We start from the raw sequence: 14555 nt of genomic DNA, 5'->3' as shown, positions 1-14555 counted from the left end.
GGGAAGCAACGTGACGTTGCTTTCCCTCCTACCAGTCCCATCGCCACAAATGATCAACCTATTTCTCGGCGGGTCCCTAACCCGCCCCCATACACACGAACCCACGGTCACCACACCCGACCTGCGCCCGCGCCAGTGCCTCCGCCGGGCCGTGCTGAAGGTGCTCGTAGAACGCGCTCACCAGCTCGACGGCGGCGGCGTCGGCCACCGGCACCGTGCTCGCGATCATGGCTCGGGTACCCGGAAACAGCGGGGTCGACAGCGCCGCCTCACATGCGGACAGCACGATCAGCCGCGGCGCCACGTCCAGATCATGGCCGTACAGCGGGCCGTCCACCAACTCCAGGTAGGAGTACAGCGGCGCCTCCGGCCGGTACCGCCCATGCGCGGCAATGTGCACCACCCCGGCACCGTCCAGCACCGAGCGCACTCTGTCCACAGTAGATTCACGGCTGGTGATCAGCGTGCCGCCCCAACGCCGGTGCAGCGCGGCGACCTCCCGGTCGGCATGCCGAAGTCCCGGCCCCGCCACCCACACCGGGTTGTCCATCGACCACCCCACCCGGCTGGCCCGCAGCCACCCCGCCACCGAGGGCGCCACCGAAACCGCCCGCCCGGCACAACTCGGCAACGCCGCCCACGGCAACCCGTGCAGCACAGCACTCGGCACCACGACCAGTGGCCGACCCTCGACGACCTCCCGCACCGGTTCCACCAGCGCCCGATCCAAGCGCCGGGCCACCCGCTCGACCACGCCGTCCGCCCGCGCCCCCAACCCGAACCGGAGCGCCTCGACGTCATGCGCCCGACAAGTCGTGAGGTCATGCAGCCGAACCCGACCATCCACAACGGACACCGCGAACAGGCCACCATCGTGCTCGACGTAGTACAACATCGCGGCGTCACCGAGCGTCCGAACCACGTCCTCGACGGCAACCTGAGCCAGCCAACGGAAGATCACTGCAGGACTCCCGCCCGGCAGCAATGCCGCCAAACCGGTGTCCACGAGCTCGCCGGCGACGTCGACGGCACCCGTCCGCAGGCCGGCACGGCAGGCGGCCAGCACCCCGCGCCTGCAGTCCGCGAGGCGAGCCCGAGCCAGCCAGCCGAGCGCGCGCAGCCGGGGCGGACCGGAACGCCGGTGCGCCTCGACCAGCCGGAGCAGGTCAGGGGTGCCGACGGCCAGGCGGAGTTCGGCGGCCTCAGCCAGGAAGCCATGCCGCACACAGCGCCCCGCGACACGGCGGGCGTCGGGCGGAGTGGAGAGAGTGACGCACAGTTCCACCGACTGTGCCGCGGCGAGCCAGCCAGGGCGGCGCTGGGCTCGGAACAGGGCGGCGGCCCGGCGGGCGGCGTCGAGGGCCAACTCGGGCGAGCGGGCGCACCGGGCGAGACCGAGCCAGGCCTCGGCGAGGCGCATGCTGCGACCCGTGTCGCCGAGCTGGTTTGCCGCCGTGGCAAGGACTTCGGCGGCCTCGAGCGCCAGGCCGGCGGTAAGCAGCGCGTGCGCGCGGTCGATCAGGGCCTCGGGTCGGGCGCTCGTCTGCAGGCCCACGGTGACGGCCTCGTCAAAGAACCGCAGCGCCCCCGGCACGTCACCGGCCTGCAGCGCAACGCATCCGCGGTTGTGTACGCAGGTCGCCGCGCGCTCGCGTTCGCCGAGCGTGGTGTACAGCTGGGCCGCCGCAGCCAGGTCGCGGTCCGCGGCGGCGAACCGGCGCAGGTGCATGCGCACCACGCCGCGCCCGTTCAGGGCGTTGGCCAGCCAGTGCCGGTCGGCCCGAAGTCCTTCCACGGCAAGGGAAAGCTCGTGATGCGCCGGTTCGTAGCGGCCGGCGACACACAGGTTCAACCCGCGCAGGCAGCGGGTCCGGGCCAGGTGCGGCTGGGCCGCGTTGAGGTGGCGCAGGCTGGCCCGGGTGTTGCCGGCGTCCAGCTCGATCCACGCCAGCACCAGGCTCAGCTCGGGCCCGGCCACGGTCCGCGCATGCCGGGCGGCGCGGCGGGCCAGGGCGAGATCACCGCGCTCCATGTGCGCGATGGCGGCCGCGTGCCAGGCGCGGGCCCGGGTCCCGGAGTCGACCCGGTGTGAGGTGAGCACGCCGGCGGCCCACTGGAGGGTGGCGTCCGGGTCGGAAACCCAGTCGCTCATGGCCAGAACCAGCGGGTGACGTGGGCGTGTCCGATGAGGACACGGAGCGGGCCGCGGGGGACGTCCTCGAGCCGGAACAAGCCGTACGTGTCGGGCCGCACCCGCCGGCTGCCGGACGGCCAGCAGACCTCGACGTCCATGACCGGGTGGACGAGGCCGACGAGGGAGCCGCCGCGCAGGTCGACCCGGACCGAGATCTCGTTGGCGGCGAACCGGAACGACCGGCGGCCGGCGCGGACGAGGAGGGGCTCGGCGACCGGCTCGAGGCGGGTCCACTCGGGCGGCACGAAGGCGAGGTCGAGCACCGCCTCGGCCAGGGCGCGGACGTCGTCGGGTACCGGGTCGACGCGGCGCAGCAGCGCGGCCAGCTCGGCGAGCAGGTCGGGGTCGCCGGTCATCCGGCCGCTCCTTCGCAGAGCCCGCGGACGGCCAGCTGCCGGCGTAGCTCATGCAGGCAGCGGCCGCGGACCGGGCCGACGGTGCCGAGCTTGATGCCGAGGGCGTGGCCGAGCTGGGCGTAGGTCAGCTCCGGTGCGAACGCCAGCAGGCCGAGCAGGCGCTGGCAGCGCTCGGGTAGGGCGGCGAAAGCCCGCCACAGCAGGCGGTCGCGGGCGCCGCGCAGCGCCCGCGGCTCGGGCCAGTGCTCGGGGTGGGGATCCTCGACCGCCTCCGGCCACCAGTCCGGCTGCGCCTCGGTTCGGCGGGAGGCAAGCAGCCGCAAGGCCTCCCGGCGGGCCGTGGTGGCGAGCCAGCCGGCGAGGCGGTCCGGGTCGCGCACGCGGGACAGGCGTTCGGCAAGCGTGATCCACGTGTGCTGGCTGACGTCCTTGGCGTCCGCCTCCGAGCAGTGCGCCCGGGCCACCCGCCAGACCACGGGCGCGTACCGCCGAACCAGCTCCGCCCACGCGTCCCGGTCGTGATCCCGGGCCCGCCCAACGAGATCCGCGACATCAAGCTCCGTGTACGAATTGGACATACGGCTGGGACGGCGCCCACCTCGTCACGGAGCCGCGGCGACCCGATGTTGAGTAGAGCTACTCACAGAACACGGCGTGTTGGCGCGCGGCGTAGCCGTGTTGGCCGCTGGCGTCGCCGTGTTGGCGCAACGCGCGGCTTCAGTTCACGTGAGACGCCAACAGAACGACGTGAGCGGCAAACACAGCGACGTGAGGGGCAAACATGCCGGGCTAGCAGGCGCGGCGGCGGGCTTCCGCAAGGGACAGTCCGTTGTGGAGTGAGGTGGCGATCCGGGCGGCGACCTGTGGGGCGGCGAACGAGGTGCCGCTCCAGGACGCGGCGCCGTACTCGCGGGTTTCGGTGCGGGGTGCTACGCCGTCGGCCGGGCGGAAGCGGACGAAGCTGGAGACCACGTCCACGCCCGGCGCCGCGGTGTCGACCCACGGGCCGCGGTTGGAGAACGCGGCCAGCCCGCCGTCCGGGCCGGTCGCGGCGACGGCCAGCACCTCGGGCAGGGCGGCCGGCCAGAACGGGCGGGTGGTGGCGCCGTTGCCGGCCGCGGCCACCACGGCGGCGTTGGTGAACCGGGAGATCTCCCGCGCCAGCAGCGGCGGGCACCGGTCGCCTGCGGTGTGGCAGCCGGCGGTGAGCAGCACGACGTCCAGGTGCGCGCCGGCCTGTGCGGCCCGGTGCCGGACCGCCCGCAGCGCCGCCGCGACGGTCCGGTCGTCGGCGAGGCCCTGCGAGGAGAGCACGCGACGGTGCCGGATGGTGACGCCGGGCGCGTGCTGCAGCACGATGCCGGCGACGAACGTGCCGTGCCCGGCCTGCTGGTCGGACACCTCGTCGCCGTCGGCGTCGAGCACCTCAGGCTGCAGGCCCCAATCGGAGAGCCACAGCCGGCCGGCGAACCACGGGTGCGGGTCGAGCCCGGTGTCCAGCACGGCCACGGTGACCGGCGGCTCCCAGCGCTCGACCGGCGGCGCGGGCGGCGCCGGCACCTCGCTCGGCACCGCCCCGGTGCCGTGCAGGATCGGCGTCCCGACGAGCAGCACCTCGCTGCCGATGTGCACGTGGTTGGCCGACACCGGCCCGCCGGCCTCGGCGGCCAGTTCGACCGGGCGGTGCGCGGCGGCCGGGTGCAGCCGCAGCGTCGCGAGCTTCGCCTCCTCGGTCAGCTCCACCCGGTCCACCCAGCGGTCGATGGCCCGCAGCGCCGGCTCCACCGCATCGGCCGCCACGACCAGCTGGCCGGCACGGATCAGGCACTCCCGCGGTCCACCCGGGTCGTGTACGAGAAGATCGGGCTCGCGGCGGCGCCACAGCTCCGCCCAGTCCGGCAGCGTGAGGGCTCGGTCCATGTGATCACCGTCCCGCCGCCCGGGCCGGACCGCTCGGCGGAGCATCAAGGATCACCCGCTCGGATGTCATCACAGGGGGTTATCGGCGGCCGGCACGGGCACCCAGGACGGTGTTCGCGGCCGTCTATCCGGGTGGATTAGGCGCGGCCAGGGTGCACATCGCCGGTGCGGTGCTGGATAGTGGCACTGTCGGTGCGTTCGGGCGTGTGGTCGGGGAGGTGTGCCGAGCAGTGGTTGTCGGGGCGGACGGCACACCGCCGGCGCGCGCCGCCGGACGCGGGCTGCCTCGCCTGCTGCGCACCGTGATCGTCACCGCCGGGCTGGCCGCCCTGGGTTGGTTGCTGAGCACCCTGCTCGCCACCGGAGCCGCGGACGCCGAGTCCACTCCGGACACCGGGTCCCCCGGGCTGCTCGGCGGGCTCGTCGGCGGCCTCACCCACCTGCTCGGCGCCACCGCGGACACCGGGACGGCCGACCCGCCCGGCGACACCACAGCCACCCGACCCGCACCCGTCAACCCGATCGTCGCCGCGCCGCCAGCCAGCTCCGCACCGACGCCCGCTCCGGCCACGGCCACCTCGGTCCGGTCACCCGCGCCGGCAACCGCCGACCGGCCGGCACCGGCCGCGAAACCCGGCCGGACCGCTGCCGCCGCACACCGGTCCACCCGAGCCACGGCCCCGTCCGCGCCAGCAGCGCCCCCATCCGGTCAGCCCCCGACGGGTGACCGGCCGACCATTCCCGCCTCCGACCACACCGGGCGGAAGCCCGCGCCGGACCCGGCGCCCACCGCCCCGGCGGCGCCGACCAGCAGCGTCTCGCCCGGGCATGACGGCCCCGGCCACGCCCGCGGTGGCGCGGCGCTTCCGGCCGGCACGGCCGCGGCCGTGCCACCAGCCGGCCCGCACACCGACTTCGGGCGGGCCAGCCTCGCCGGTAGCCGCACCGCCGGTTTACCGGCCATGTCGCCCGACTGACTCGAGCCCGCCCCCGCGGGATCTTTGTGCCTCCACCCGGCATGCCGTGCCCAGAGCACAACTCCACACGCTTCCCGACCTGCCGACCGCGCCCGGTCAGGTCGGGACCCGGGCCCCGGCGCCGCGATGCCCCCGCAGCGCCGGGGCCCCCTCTCTGGCAGTCCGGGTGCAAACTCGGCGCATCGAGGGGCTGCGCCGACCGGCCGCCAGAGTCGACGGTGCGCTGGATGGTGTCCGCCGGCCGAAAGGCCGAGCCGGCTAGGCCATCCAGCGCACCTGGCTCACGCCTTAGATCGCCGGACGAACCGAATGTGTAACACGCGCCGCCCTTACACCGGGTTCAGCACGGCCGGCGCGGCGCGCGAGTCGAGCACCGACGCGGCCGCCAGCGCCAGCCGCCGCACGCCGTCGGCGAGCACCTCGGGCGGCTGGGTGAACGGCAGCCGCAGCCAGCGCTCCAGGCCACCCTGCGCGGCGAACCGGGACGCCGGCACCACCCAGACGCCGTGGTTCTGCGCGGTGACCGCGATCCGGGTGCTGACCGGTGCGGGCAGCCGGCACCACAGGCTGAGCCCGCCGGCCGGTACCCGGAAAGTCCACTCTGGACAGTGTGTGCGCACGGCTTCGACCAGCGCGTCCCGCCGGGTCACGAGCTCCGCCCGCCGCTCCCGCAGCTCCGGCTCCGGGTCGCCCAGCAGCTCGGCGAGGACGAGCTGCTCGAACACCGGCGAACCGAGGTCGATGCTGCGCCGGGCGGCGGCCAGCCGGTTGATGATCTCCGTGGACGCCCGCACCCAGCCCAGCCGCAGCCCGCCCCAGTGCGACTTGCTGGCCGAGCCGGCGGCGATCACCCAGTCCGGCGCGAACGCGGCGAGCGGGGGCGGGCCGGCCAGCGGGTCGCCGTCCAGGTCCAGCTCGACGTGCGTCTCGTCGACGACCGCGGGTGTGCCGGTGCGGCGCAGGACCGCACCGAGCCGGGCCCGGCCCTCGGCGTCCAGCCGGTGCCCGGTCGGGTTGTGGAAGTCGACGATGAGGTAGGCCACCCGGGGCGCCGCCTGGCGCAGCGCGACCTCGATGGCGTCGGCGTCCCACCCCTCGTCGGTCATCGCCACCGGCACCGGCAGGGCGTGCGCCGCACGGATCGCGTCGATCGCGTTGGGATAGGTCGGCTGCTCGATCAGCACCCGGTCGCCGGGCCCGGCCAGCAGCCGCAACGCCATGGCCAGCACGTGGTGCGAGCCGTTGGTGACCAGCACCTGCTCCGGCACGGTGGGCAGGCCGCGCGCGGTGAACCGGTCCGCGATCCGCTCGCGCAGCACCGGCAGGCCCAGCTCGTAGTACCCGTGGCCGGCCAGCTCGGCCGTGAGGCGCGGCAGCGCGGCCGCCGCCGCGCCGGCCACCCCGGGCACCGCGGCCGGCACCGCCCGGGTGAAGTCGATCATGTCGCCGGCACCCGGCAGCTCGTCCTCCCGGGCGTGCGCACCGGGCGGCAGCGCCGACCACGACCCGGCACCGCGCCGGCTGACCACCAGGCCCTCGCCGCGCAACGCCTCCCACGCCGTGGCCACCATCGTCCGGCTCACCCCGAGCGCGGCCGCCACCTCGCGCTCGGCGGGCAGACCGGTGCCGACCGGCAGCCGCCCCTCCAGCACCAGCATCCGGATGCCGGCCGCGAGATCGGCTGACCCACGCCGCGAGCCATGCCGCCGCCAGACCCCCAACAGCCGAGCCAATCGCTGGCCTGATACGCGTCCACTTGATAGAAAAGCCGCACTCATGATGCCAATTGTCGCAGATTGGCTCTCGATAAGGTGGCCGCATGCTACAAGGGTGGGAAGCAACGTCACGCTGCTTCCCACCCGTCCGATGTGGACGATCAGGTGCGATCGTGGTTGGCGGCGGCGTACCTGGCGACGCCGGAGTAGCCGGGTCAGCCGAGCCAGCGGACACCTTCGGCGATCTTGATCAGCTCGTCGAGCGGCGCACCGGAGATGGCGAGCATCGCGCCGTGGTAGATGTTGACCACGAGGGTCTTCCGGTTGTCGGTGAGGTAGGCCGGGCGGCCCTGGATGTCGGCGATCCGCTCGGCGGCGAGCAGGTTCATCAGGGTGAGCGAGAGGGTGAGCCGGCTGTCCGTGTAGTCGGTGCAGATGACCGTGCCGCGGCCGGGGGTCGAGGGCTCGGCGCTGAGGCCGGTGACGTGGTAGCCGTTGGGCAGGTAGGTGGGGCGACGTCCACGCGGACCGGGATGTCGGCGTCCTCGCGCAGGGAGCCGGCGACCAGCTCGGCGTCGGCGAGGAGCTCGGCGTCGGTGCGGGTGCCGGCGAGCGTGACCTCGGCCCAGTGGCCGGACGGCAGGGAGCGGCCGACCACCGCCCGGCCCGGCTCGAAGCGCTCGCGGCCGGGGCGGCCGTAGATCTCCCGGGCGAACCAGCCGTCCGCGTCGAGCCGCGGGGTGGCGCCGCGCTTGTTGACGGTGGCGGTGAGGGTCGCGCCGTTGCCGTGGTAGATGAAGCCGTCCGTGGTGAGGCCGGTGCTGACCTGGGCCAGCGTCAGGCCCGGCGGCACCAGCCCGCGGCGAGGGTCGAACGCCACTCCCCGGCCCGGCTCGAGGCGGCCGGGGCCGACGGCCGGTCGCGCAGGGACACGACCGCGACCGCGGTCGCGACCAGGACCAGCTACGCGAAGCCGGGACACGACTACGCGAAGCCGGGACATGGCTACGCGAAGCCGGAACACGCCGAGACGCGTCCGCGCGCTAGAACACGATCGTGGTGAGGGCGCGGGGTGCGAGGGTGACGGTGCGGCCGGTGACCGGCGTCGGGGTCAGGGAGTGCGTGGTGTCGGTGAGGTAGGCGGCGGCCCGGCGGGGCACGTGCTGCCAGGTCACGGGTGCGGTGCCGGTATTGAGGACCTCGACCACCGTGGAGCCGTTGTCGTTGCGGAACGCCGAAACCTGCAGTGACGGATCGGTCACCGAGGTGTTGAGCCGGACCGCGCCGGGCCGGATGAACCGGCTGTACGCCGCGAGCGCCCAGAGCCGCTTGGACACGTGGTAGGTGTGGTTGACCTGGTCGATCTGGATCGGCGCGCGGGTGGCGCCCAGTGAGTCACCCACCCAGTAGACGTAGGCGCTGACCTCGCCCAATGTGAGCGCGTTGTGGACGTTCTGCGCGACGGTGATCCCGTCGTAGCCGCTACCGTCGTCCCAGTTCTCGTTCCAGGTGGTGCCGCTGGGGTTCCACTCGGTCATCCAGGTCTTCTTGCCGGTGGGCTGCGGGCTGGTCGTGGGGCTCGCGTAGACGTGGCCGGTGAAGGTCTTCACCCAGCGCCGCGCCTGCGGGTCGGCCTCGATCGCGGCCGTGTAGCCCTTGGCTTGGTCCCAGCCGAAGGAGTCGCAGCAGGCCAGGTTCACGCCCCGGGCGATCGGGCCGAGCACCTTGATGAACGCCGCCGCCTGTTCCGGGGTGTAGCGCATCGAGGCGTAGGGCGCGGTGAAGTCGGGCTCGTTGGTGAACCCCAGGTCGGTGATCCGGATTCCCTCCTGGGCATAGAACTTCACGTACTGCGCCAGGTAGCGGGCGTAGGCGGCCTCCCACTCCGGCTTGACCATGCCGCCGTTGTTCTCGTCGCCGTTGGTCTTCATGTAGCCGGGCGCGCTCCAGGCGTCGGCGTAGAACCGCTTCACGCCGTAGGACTGGGCCACCTTGGCCGCCAGGACCTGGCCGTTGTCCAGGCCGTCCCAGACGTACTGGGGCGGAGCATCGGGACCGCCCGGGTCGTTCGGCTGGATGGAGATCATCTTGTCGTAGGGACTGCCGGCCGGCGAGGAGCCGATGCCCAGACGCAGGATGCTGAACCCCGCCCCGGTGTTTCGGTCGAACCAAAGACCGAAAATTTCACGTTGCTGCTGCTCCGACAGGTCGCGCAGCAGCTCCACTCTGCGGAACGCGGTCGCGATGCCGAAACCCTCGATCTCCTGCTCGTGGGACCGACCGAAGACGGTGATCACCGAATCATTCGTGGCTACGGCCGGGCTGGCGGTGACGGTCGAGGTAGCCAGGACGGCGGCGGCGATGGCGACGATCCTCAACATGGGATCTCCGAAACTTTCGATGGACACTCCGAATTTTTCGGGACGCACGGGAACCGTATTCAGCCCCGCGGCCGATCGTCAACCCCGGCTGTCAGCGCCGGCCGAGACCGGTCCAGTGGAAGCCCGCGCGGCGCAGGATGTCCGGGTCGAGCAGGTTGCGGGTGTCGATGACGACCGGGCGGCGGGTGAGGGTGGCCATGCGGAGCCAGTCGAGCGTGCGGAACTCCGGCCACTCGGTGAGGACGATGAGGGCGTCGGTGCCGGTGGCCGCCTGGTAGGGATCCGGCATCAGGTGCACGCCGTCCACCCTCTCCGGCCGGGCCGGGTCGTAGGCGGTCAGCGTGGCGCCGGCCTGGCGGAGCAGCGCCGCGACGGCGAGGGCCGGCGAGTCGCGGAGGTCGTCGGTGCCGGCCTTGAAGGTGAGGCCGAGCAGGCCGAGCCGGGTCCTGGACAGGGAACCGTTGCGCTGACCGGTGACGGCGGTGCGGACCTTCTCGACCATGCGCTGGCGCTGCCGGGTGTTGGTGTCGATGGTGGCGCGCAGCAGGCGGAACTCGAAGTCGACGGCGTCGGCGAGCTGGAGCATGGCGGCGGTGTCCTTGGGCAGGCAGGAACCGCCCCAGCCGGGGCCGGGCGCGAGGAACGCCTGGCCGATCCGGCGGTCGTAGCCCATGCCCTCGGTGACGTCGGCGATGTTGGCGTCGAGCCGGTCGCACAGCTCGGCCAGCGCGTTGACGTAGGACAGCTTCATGGCCAGGAAGCAGTTCGCGGCGTACTTCACCAGCTCGGCGGACGCGGCGTCGGTGAGCACGGTGGGAGCGCCCAGTCGCGCGTACAGCGCGGCGACGCGCTCGCCGGCGTCCTGCCGGTCGGCACCGACCACGATCCGGTCCGGGTGCAGGAAGTCGCGCACGGCGCTGCCCTCGCGGAGGAACTCCGGGTTGCTCACCACCGCGACGTCCGGGCGCTCCAGCAGCCCGGCGGTGCGAGCGGCGGTTCCGACCGGGACGGTGGACTTGTTGACCACCACGCAGCCGGGCTCGAGCAGGTCGCGAACCTCCTCGACGACCGACTCGACCACGCTCAGATCGGCCACCCCGCCGACGCCCATCGGGGTGGGCACGCACAGGAACACCACCTCGGCGGCGCCGGCCGCCTCGGCCGCACCGACCACGAAGGACAGCCGGCCGGCGGCCAGCCCTTCCGAGACGAGTTCCGCCAGACCGGGCTCGAGGATGTCCACCTCGCCCGCGTCCAGCCGCTTCACCTTGTCGGCATCCACGTCCGCGCAGACCACGCGGTGCCCCAGCGAGGCCAGGCACGCACCCGTCGTGAGGCCCACGTAACCCGTACCGACCACCGCGATCCGCCGCACGAACACGCGTTCATGGTGAAGGACCGGACGGTAATCGGAAAACGATCACAGTTCGCGCGTCATGATGTCTCAATCGGTGAGGTTTGCGCTGGTCAGGGTCTAGTCGTGGACCTGGGGCGGGGGGATCGGTTGCCCGGTGTCGGCCCACGCGTTGCCAAGATTTTGGCTGATCGTCGACTGGGTGGAGAGGATGATCGGACACTGGTAGGACGAGTGCCGGCCGAACCGGTTGTTCACGACGAACAGGCCGGTCAGCGGCCGCCCGACGCTCTTGTGGTCGAAGTTGAGCATGCAGGCGCCACCGTCGAGATAGTTGTTCTCCACGTGCGTGTCGCTGGTCGAGTTCTGCAGCGCGGCGTTCGGCCGCTTCGTGGTGGACATGTCGATAGTGTTGTGCCGCAACGTCACGTGCGACTCGCCGGCGAAGGTCTGCACGCCGTCGTTGTGCGTCTCGCCGCCGCCCTGGTTGGGGTCGGAGGCGAACCAGGACATGTCGTGGATGTAGGAGTCCTGGACGAGCACGTTGGAGTCGGCCTTCACGCCGTCCACCGTGCCGTGGACGTTGGCCCGGTAGATGCTGGTGCTCGCCGCCCAGATGCCGTCGAGGGTGGCCGCCGGGTTGGCCGCGGCGAACTCGGAGTCCTCGACGACCAGGTTGGTGGCGTGCTCGGCATCCAGCAGCGCGGCGTTCCCGCCCGGCGCCCGGCCGCGGAACACGCAGTTCCGGAACGTGATGTTGGCCGCGGTGACCTTCACGAAGCCGTGGAAGTCCTTGCCTTCGACGACCGCGCCGGGCGTGCTGAACGTCTGGTCGCCGTTGACCACGGTGAGCGCGGTGCCGGGCCGCACGCCCGTCGTCGCGGCCGTCGGGAAGCCGGTCGGTGACGGGCGTGCGGTGCCGGTGGCCGGCTTGGGGCTCGCCGGTTTGCTCGCCGCCACGCTCGTGGTCGTCGTCGAGGTGGCGGTCGTGGTCGTGGCGGAAGTGTCCACGCTGGACGGCCCGGCCACCGCGCCCGGCACGGAGATCGGCTCTCCGGCCACCGCGCCGGTGCCGCACGCGGTCAGCGCGAGGGCCATTACCCCGAATAGCGCCGAACGAAAGCGCACGCGAGCGAAAATCGTGGACAAATTTGATCCTGTCTTAATCTCCAGCGAACCACATCCGCGATTCCGGCGGGGTCGGGGCCCACCGTGGAGCGGTTCCTCGCTTGTGCGTGTACTGCTTACTCCCCTCGCCACCGGGATGTCACCCCCTGTGACGAGCGTCACATTGACCCCTCGTACGCTGCGCCGAACGGCCGAATCACACTCTGCTGGGTAACGTTTGGCTGCGTAACGCGACTTCGATCTTTTAAGCGTCCCGCAACGGTCACCGGTAGTCACTCGATGTTGCTTTCTCACGAAATGGTGCGGTTGTTGTCCCTTGATCGATTGGCTAGTGTTCCGCCGTCTGCGCCAATCACGATGGAGTAACAGTATGAGACGGGCCGTATTGTCGGTGGTGCTGGTGGCGGCTGTGACGGCGCCACTGGTGTCCTGTAAGGACTCACAGGCCGGCAGCCCGTCGCCGGCCCCGCCGTCCAGCTCGGACACCGCGACCACCACGACGGACCCGAGCAGTTCCGCGGCGTCGACCACGCCCACGTCGACCACGACGACGAGGACCACGAGCTCGAGCAAACCCCAGAACCCCGCCCCACCCCCGGCCCCCGGTGGGTTCCCGACCCCGGCGAGCACCGGGGTGCCGGCTGGGACGGCGTTCCGCAAGACCGTCGGTGAGTACGTCGCCAGCACCGCGGGCGAGGTCATCGACAGCTGGCACATCACCGGCGCCCTGATCATCAAGGCGCGCAACGTGACGATCAGGAACACCCAGATCGACGACTCGGTGTACGAGCTGGGCGGCTCGTTCACCATCACCGACTCGCTCGTCGGGCCGGCCACCTGCGGCGCGAAGATCGCCATGCCGATGGCCATCGGCGAGCAGAACTACACCGCCATCCGGGTGCACGTCCGGGGCCACGAGGACGGGTTCCGTGCGGGCGGCCCAAACGTCGTGGTGAAGGACTCCTACTACCTGGGCTGCGTCAAGGACGACATCGCGCACGCCGACGGCATCCAGGACTACCCGCAGACCACCAACGTCATCGTCGAGCACAACACGTTCGACCAGAGCAAGCTGCCCTACGGCTACACCGCGCCGATCTTCGTGCACTCCACGGCCACCAGCGGCGCCCGGATCGTCAACAACCTCGCCATCGGCGGCACCTACGCGGTGTACCTGATGCCGGGCATCGGCTCGTGGACGGTGACCGGCAACCGGGTGGTCGCCGGCGAGTCCGACTTCGGCGCCTACGAAGCCGAAGGCAAGTGCGGCGCCATCGGAACCTGGGCCGACAACGACATCGTCAAGATCGATTCCAGTTACCGGATCGTGGCCACGGTCGTGGACAACGCGCCGTGCGGCAAGTGAAACGACTGCCGCATCGGGCGAGATGAATTCATTGTGGCTTTATCAGGGAAGTGGCGGGACGCGCGGGTGCTGGTCACCGGCGCCACCGGATTCATCGGATCGCACCTGGTCGGCCGGCTGACCGAGCTCGGCGCGGAGGTGCACGCGGTGAGCCGGCGGCCGGTGGAGACCGCGGCCGGGCCGGTGTGGCACATCACCGACCTGACCGACGCCGGGGCGACCGCCGAACTGGTCCGGACCATCACGCCGGACGTGGTGTTCCACCTGGCGAGCGCCGTCACCGGGGCCCGCGACGTGACGCTGGTGCGGCCGGTGCTGGACGCGAACCTGTCCAGCGTGGTGAACCTGCTCACCGCCGCCACGGTGTGCCCCAACGGCACCCGGGTGGTGCTGGCCGGCTCGGTCGAGGAGACCCGCGGCGCCGAGGCCACCCCCGCCTCGCCCTACGCCGCCGCGAAGTCCGCGGCCACCGGCTACGCCCGGATGTTCTACCAGCTCTGGGACGTCCCGGTGACCGTGCTGCGGGTGGCCATGGTCTACGGCCCGGCCCAGCCGGACACCAGGAAGCTGGTGCCCTACACCACACTCGCCCTGCTGCGCGGCGAGGATCCGGAGCTCTCCAGCGGAACCCGGCTCGTCGACTGGGTCTACGTGGACGACGTGGTCGACGCGTTTCTCGCCGCGGCCGTCTCCGGCCAGGCCGCCGGTCAGGTGCTGGACATCGGCTCCGGCACCCAGGTGTCCATTCGGGACACCATCGAGCTGCTCGCCCGGATCGTCGGCGGCACCGGCAAGCCCAGGTTCGGCGCGGTCGCCGACCGGCCCCTGGACCACGCCCAGGTGGCCGACCCCGGCCCGGCCGGCGAGGTGCTCGGCTGGCGCCCCAGCACCAGCCTCGCCGACGGCCTGCGCCGCACGGTCGCCTGGTACGCGGCCAACTGAGGCGTGTCTCGGAAGTGGTGGGCTGTCACTGGGCCTGGAGTTTGGCGGTCACCTTTGGCGGGTCGGCCGGGAGCCCTGGTCCCGTTGATCTTCTCGGGATGGGGTCGCGGTGGGCCATGATCGCCGGTGGGTGTGGCTCCTTTGGAGGGAGTTGTCCATCGTGCTCGGGGTGATCGGGTCTGGTGTGGCTGGTGGGACCGGTGGGGCGTTGACCAATGCCCT

General features: G+C 72.2%; 13 protein-coding genes. 3 read left to right on the top strand and 10 right to left on the bottom strand.

What is annotated here, in order from left to right; genetic code table 11:
- Nucleotides 1–76 precede the first annotated feature (76 nt).
- The 4 genes from VGR06_RS39010 to VGR06_RS38995 form a co-directional block, all read right to left on the bottom strand.
- The gene (locus tag VGR06_RS39010; protein WP_327564265.1) at nucleotides 77–2152 is read right to left on the bottom strand and encodes a CHAT domain-containing protein; all 2076 of its coding nucleotides are present in this window, start codon (nucleotides 2150–2152) and stop codon (nucleotides 77–79) included.
- Complete coding sequence (locus VGR06_RS39005; RefSeq protein ID WP_327564264.1) at nucleotides 2149–2550, bottom strand: hypothetical protein; 402 nt, start codon at nucleotides 2548–2550, stop codon at nucleotides 2149–2151. The genes VGR06_RS39010 and VGR06_RS39005 overlap by 4 nt, the downstream gene beginning before the upstream one ends.
- Nucleotides 2547–3128: a sigma-70 family RNA polymerase sigma factor gene (locus VGR06_RS39000; protein ID WP_327564263.1), complete on the bottom strand. Its 582-nt coding sequence runs from the start codon at nucleotides 3126–3128 to the stop codon at nucleotides 2547–2549. The genes VGR06_RS39005 and VGR06_RS39000 overlap by 4 nt, the downstream gene beginning before the upstream one ends.
- A gap of 211 nt (nucleotides 3129–3339) precedes the next feature.
- On the bottom strand, nucleotides 3340–4470 hold the full coding sequence (locus tag VGR06_RS38995) for a S8/S53 family peptidase (protein WP_327564262.1): 1131 nt from the start codon (nucleotides 4468–4470) through the stop codon (nucleotides 3340–3342).
- A 230-nt stretch (nucleotides 4471–4700) separates the two neighbouring features.
- On the opposite strand from VGR06_RS38995, the gene VGR06_RS38990 reads away from it, so the two are divergent.
- A complete protein-coding gene (locus VGR06_RS38990; RefSeq protein WP_327564261.1) occupies nucleotides 4701–5447 on the top strand; it encodes a hypothetical protein in 747 nt (248 codons plus the stop codon).
- 329 nt (nucleotides 5448–5776) lie between these two features.
- Here the strand turns inward: VGR06_RS38990 and VGR06_RS38985 are convergent, their stop codons facing one another.
- The 6 genes from VGR06_RS38985 to VGR06_RS38960 form a co-directional block, all read right to left on the bottom strand.
- Nucleotides 5777–7180 carry a PLP-dependent aminotransferase family protein gene (locus tag VGR06_RS38985; protein WP_327564260.1) on the bottom strand — a complete coding sequence of 468 codons (1404 nt, stop codon included), beginning with the start codon at nucleotides 7178–7180 and terminating at the stop codon, nucleotides 5777–5779.
- Between the two features lie 197 nt (nucleotides 7181–7377).
- On the bottom strand, nucleotides 7378–7551 hold the full coding sequence (locus tag VGR06_RS38980; protein ID WP_327564259.1) for a hypothetical protein: 174 nt from the start codon (nucleotides 7549–7551) through the stop codon (nucleotides 7378–7380).
- Nucleotides 7551–8042, bottom strand: coding sequence for a hypothetical protein (locus tag VGR06_RS38975; RefSeq protein WP_327564258.1), 492 nt, complete (start codon nucleotides 8040–8042; stop codon nucleotides 7551–7553). Before VGR06_RS38975 ends, VGR06_RS38980 begins: the two co-directional genes overlap by 1 nt.
- Before the next feature lie 163 nt (nucleotides 8043–8205).
- The gene (locus VGR06_RS38970) at nucleotides 8206–9543 is read right to left on the bottom strand and encodes a glycoside hydrolase family 30 protein (RefSeq protein ID WP_327564257.1); all 1338 of its coding nucleotides are present in this window, start codon (nucleotides 9541–9543) and stop codon (nucleotides 8206–8208) included.
- Nucleotides 9544–9634: 91 nt separating this feature from the next.
- Nucleotides 9635–10924 carry a UDP-glucose/GDP-mannose dehydrogenase family protein gene (locus VGR06_RS38965; protein WP_327564256.1) on the bottom strand — a complete coding sequence of 430 codons (1290 nt, stop codon included), beginning with the start codon at nucleotides 10922–10924 and terminating at the stop codon, nucleotides 9635–9637.
- A 93-nt stretch (nucleotides 10925–11017) separates the two neighbouring features.
- Nucleotides 11018–11995, bottom strand: a complete 978-nt coding sequence (locus tag VGR06_RS38960; protein WP_327564255.1) for a hypothetical protein — start codon at nucleotides 11993–11995, stop codon at nucleotides 11018–11020.
- 400 nt (nucleotides 11996–12395) lie between these two features.
- Here VGR06_RS38960 and VGR06_RS38955 point away from each other — a divergent pair, with 400 nt between their 5' ends.
- Nucleotides 12396–13391, top strand: coding sequence for a hypothetical protein (locus VGR06_RS38955; protein WP_327564254.1), 996 nt, complete (start codon nucleotides 12396–12398; stop codon nucleotides 13389–13391).
- A 33-nt stretch (nucleotides 13392–13424) separates the two neighbouring features.
- Nucleotides 13425–14333 (top strand): NAD-dependent epimerase/dehydratase family protein, encoded by a 909-nt coding sequence (locus VGR06_RS38950; RefSeq protein ID WP_327564253.1) that lies wholly within the window; start codon nucleotides 13425–13427, stop codon nucleotides 14331–14333.
- Nucleotides 14334–14555 lie beyond the last annotated feature (222 nt).

Origin of the sequence: Actinophytocola sp., assembly GCF_036002505.1 — a bacterium.
In the GTDB taxonomy this organism is placed as follows: domain Bacteria; phylum Actinomycetota; class Actinomycetes; order Mycobacteriales; family Pseudonocardiaceae; genus DASYTH01.
Note: the sequence above shows the minus strand (reverse complement) of the source record. Positions and strands in the feature narration are given on the sequence as shown.

Bases quoted from the DNA above. Each gene is read 5' to 3' on its own strand.
- VGR06_RS39010 (WP_327564265.1), bottom strand. From the start codon at position 2,152: ATGAGCGACTGGGTTTCCGACCCGGACGCCACCCTCCAGTGGGCCGCC.
- VGR06_RS39005 (WP_327564264.1), bottom strand. From the start codon at position 2,550: ATGACCGGCGACCCCGACCTGCTCGCCGAGCTGGCCGCGCTGCTGCGC.
- VGR06_RS39000 (WP_327564263.1), bottom strand. From the start codon at position 3,128: ATGTCCAATTCGTACACGGAGCTTGATGTCGCGGATCTCGTTGGGCGG.
- VGR06_RS38995 (WP_327564262.1), bottom strand. From the start codon at position 4,470: ATGGACCGAGCCCTCACGCTGCCGGACTGGGCGGAGCTGTGGCGCCGC.
- VGR06_RS38980 (WP_327564259.1), bottom strand. From the start codon at position 7,551: ATGAACCTGCTCGCCGCCGAGCGGATCGCCGACATCCAGGGCCGCCCG.
- VGR06_RS38970 (WP_327564257.1), bottom strand. From the start codon at position 9,543: ATGTTGAGGATCGTCGCCATCGCCGCCGCCGTCCTGGCTACCTCGACC.
- VGR06_RS38960 (WP_327564255.1), bottom strand. From the start codon at position 11,995: ATGGCCCTCGCGCTGACCGCGTGCGGCACCGGCGCGGTGGCCGGAGAG.
- VGR06_RS38955 (WP_327564254.1), top strand. From the start codon at position 12,396: ATGAGACGGGCCGTATTGTCGGTGGTGCTGGTGGCGGCTGTGACGGCG.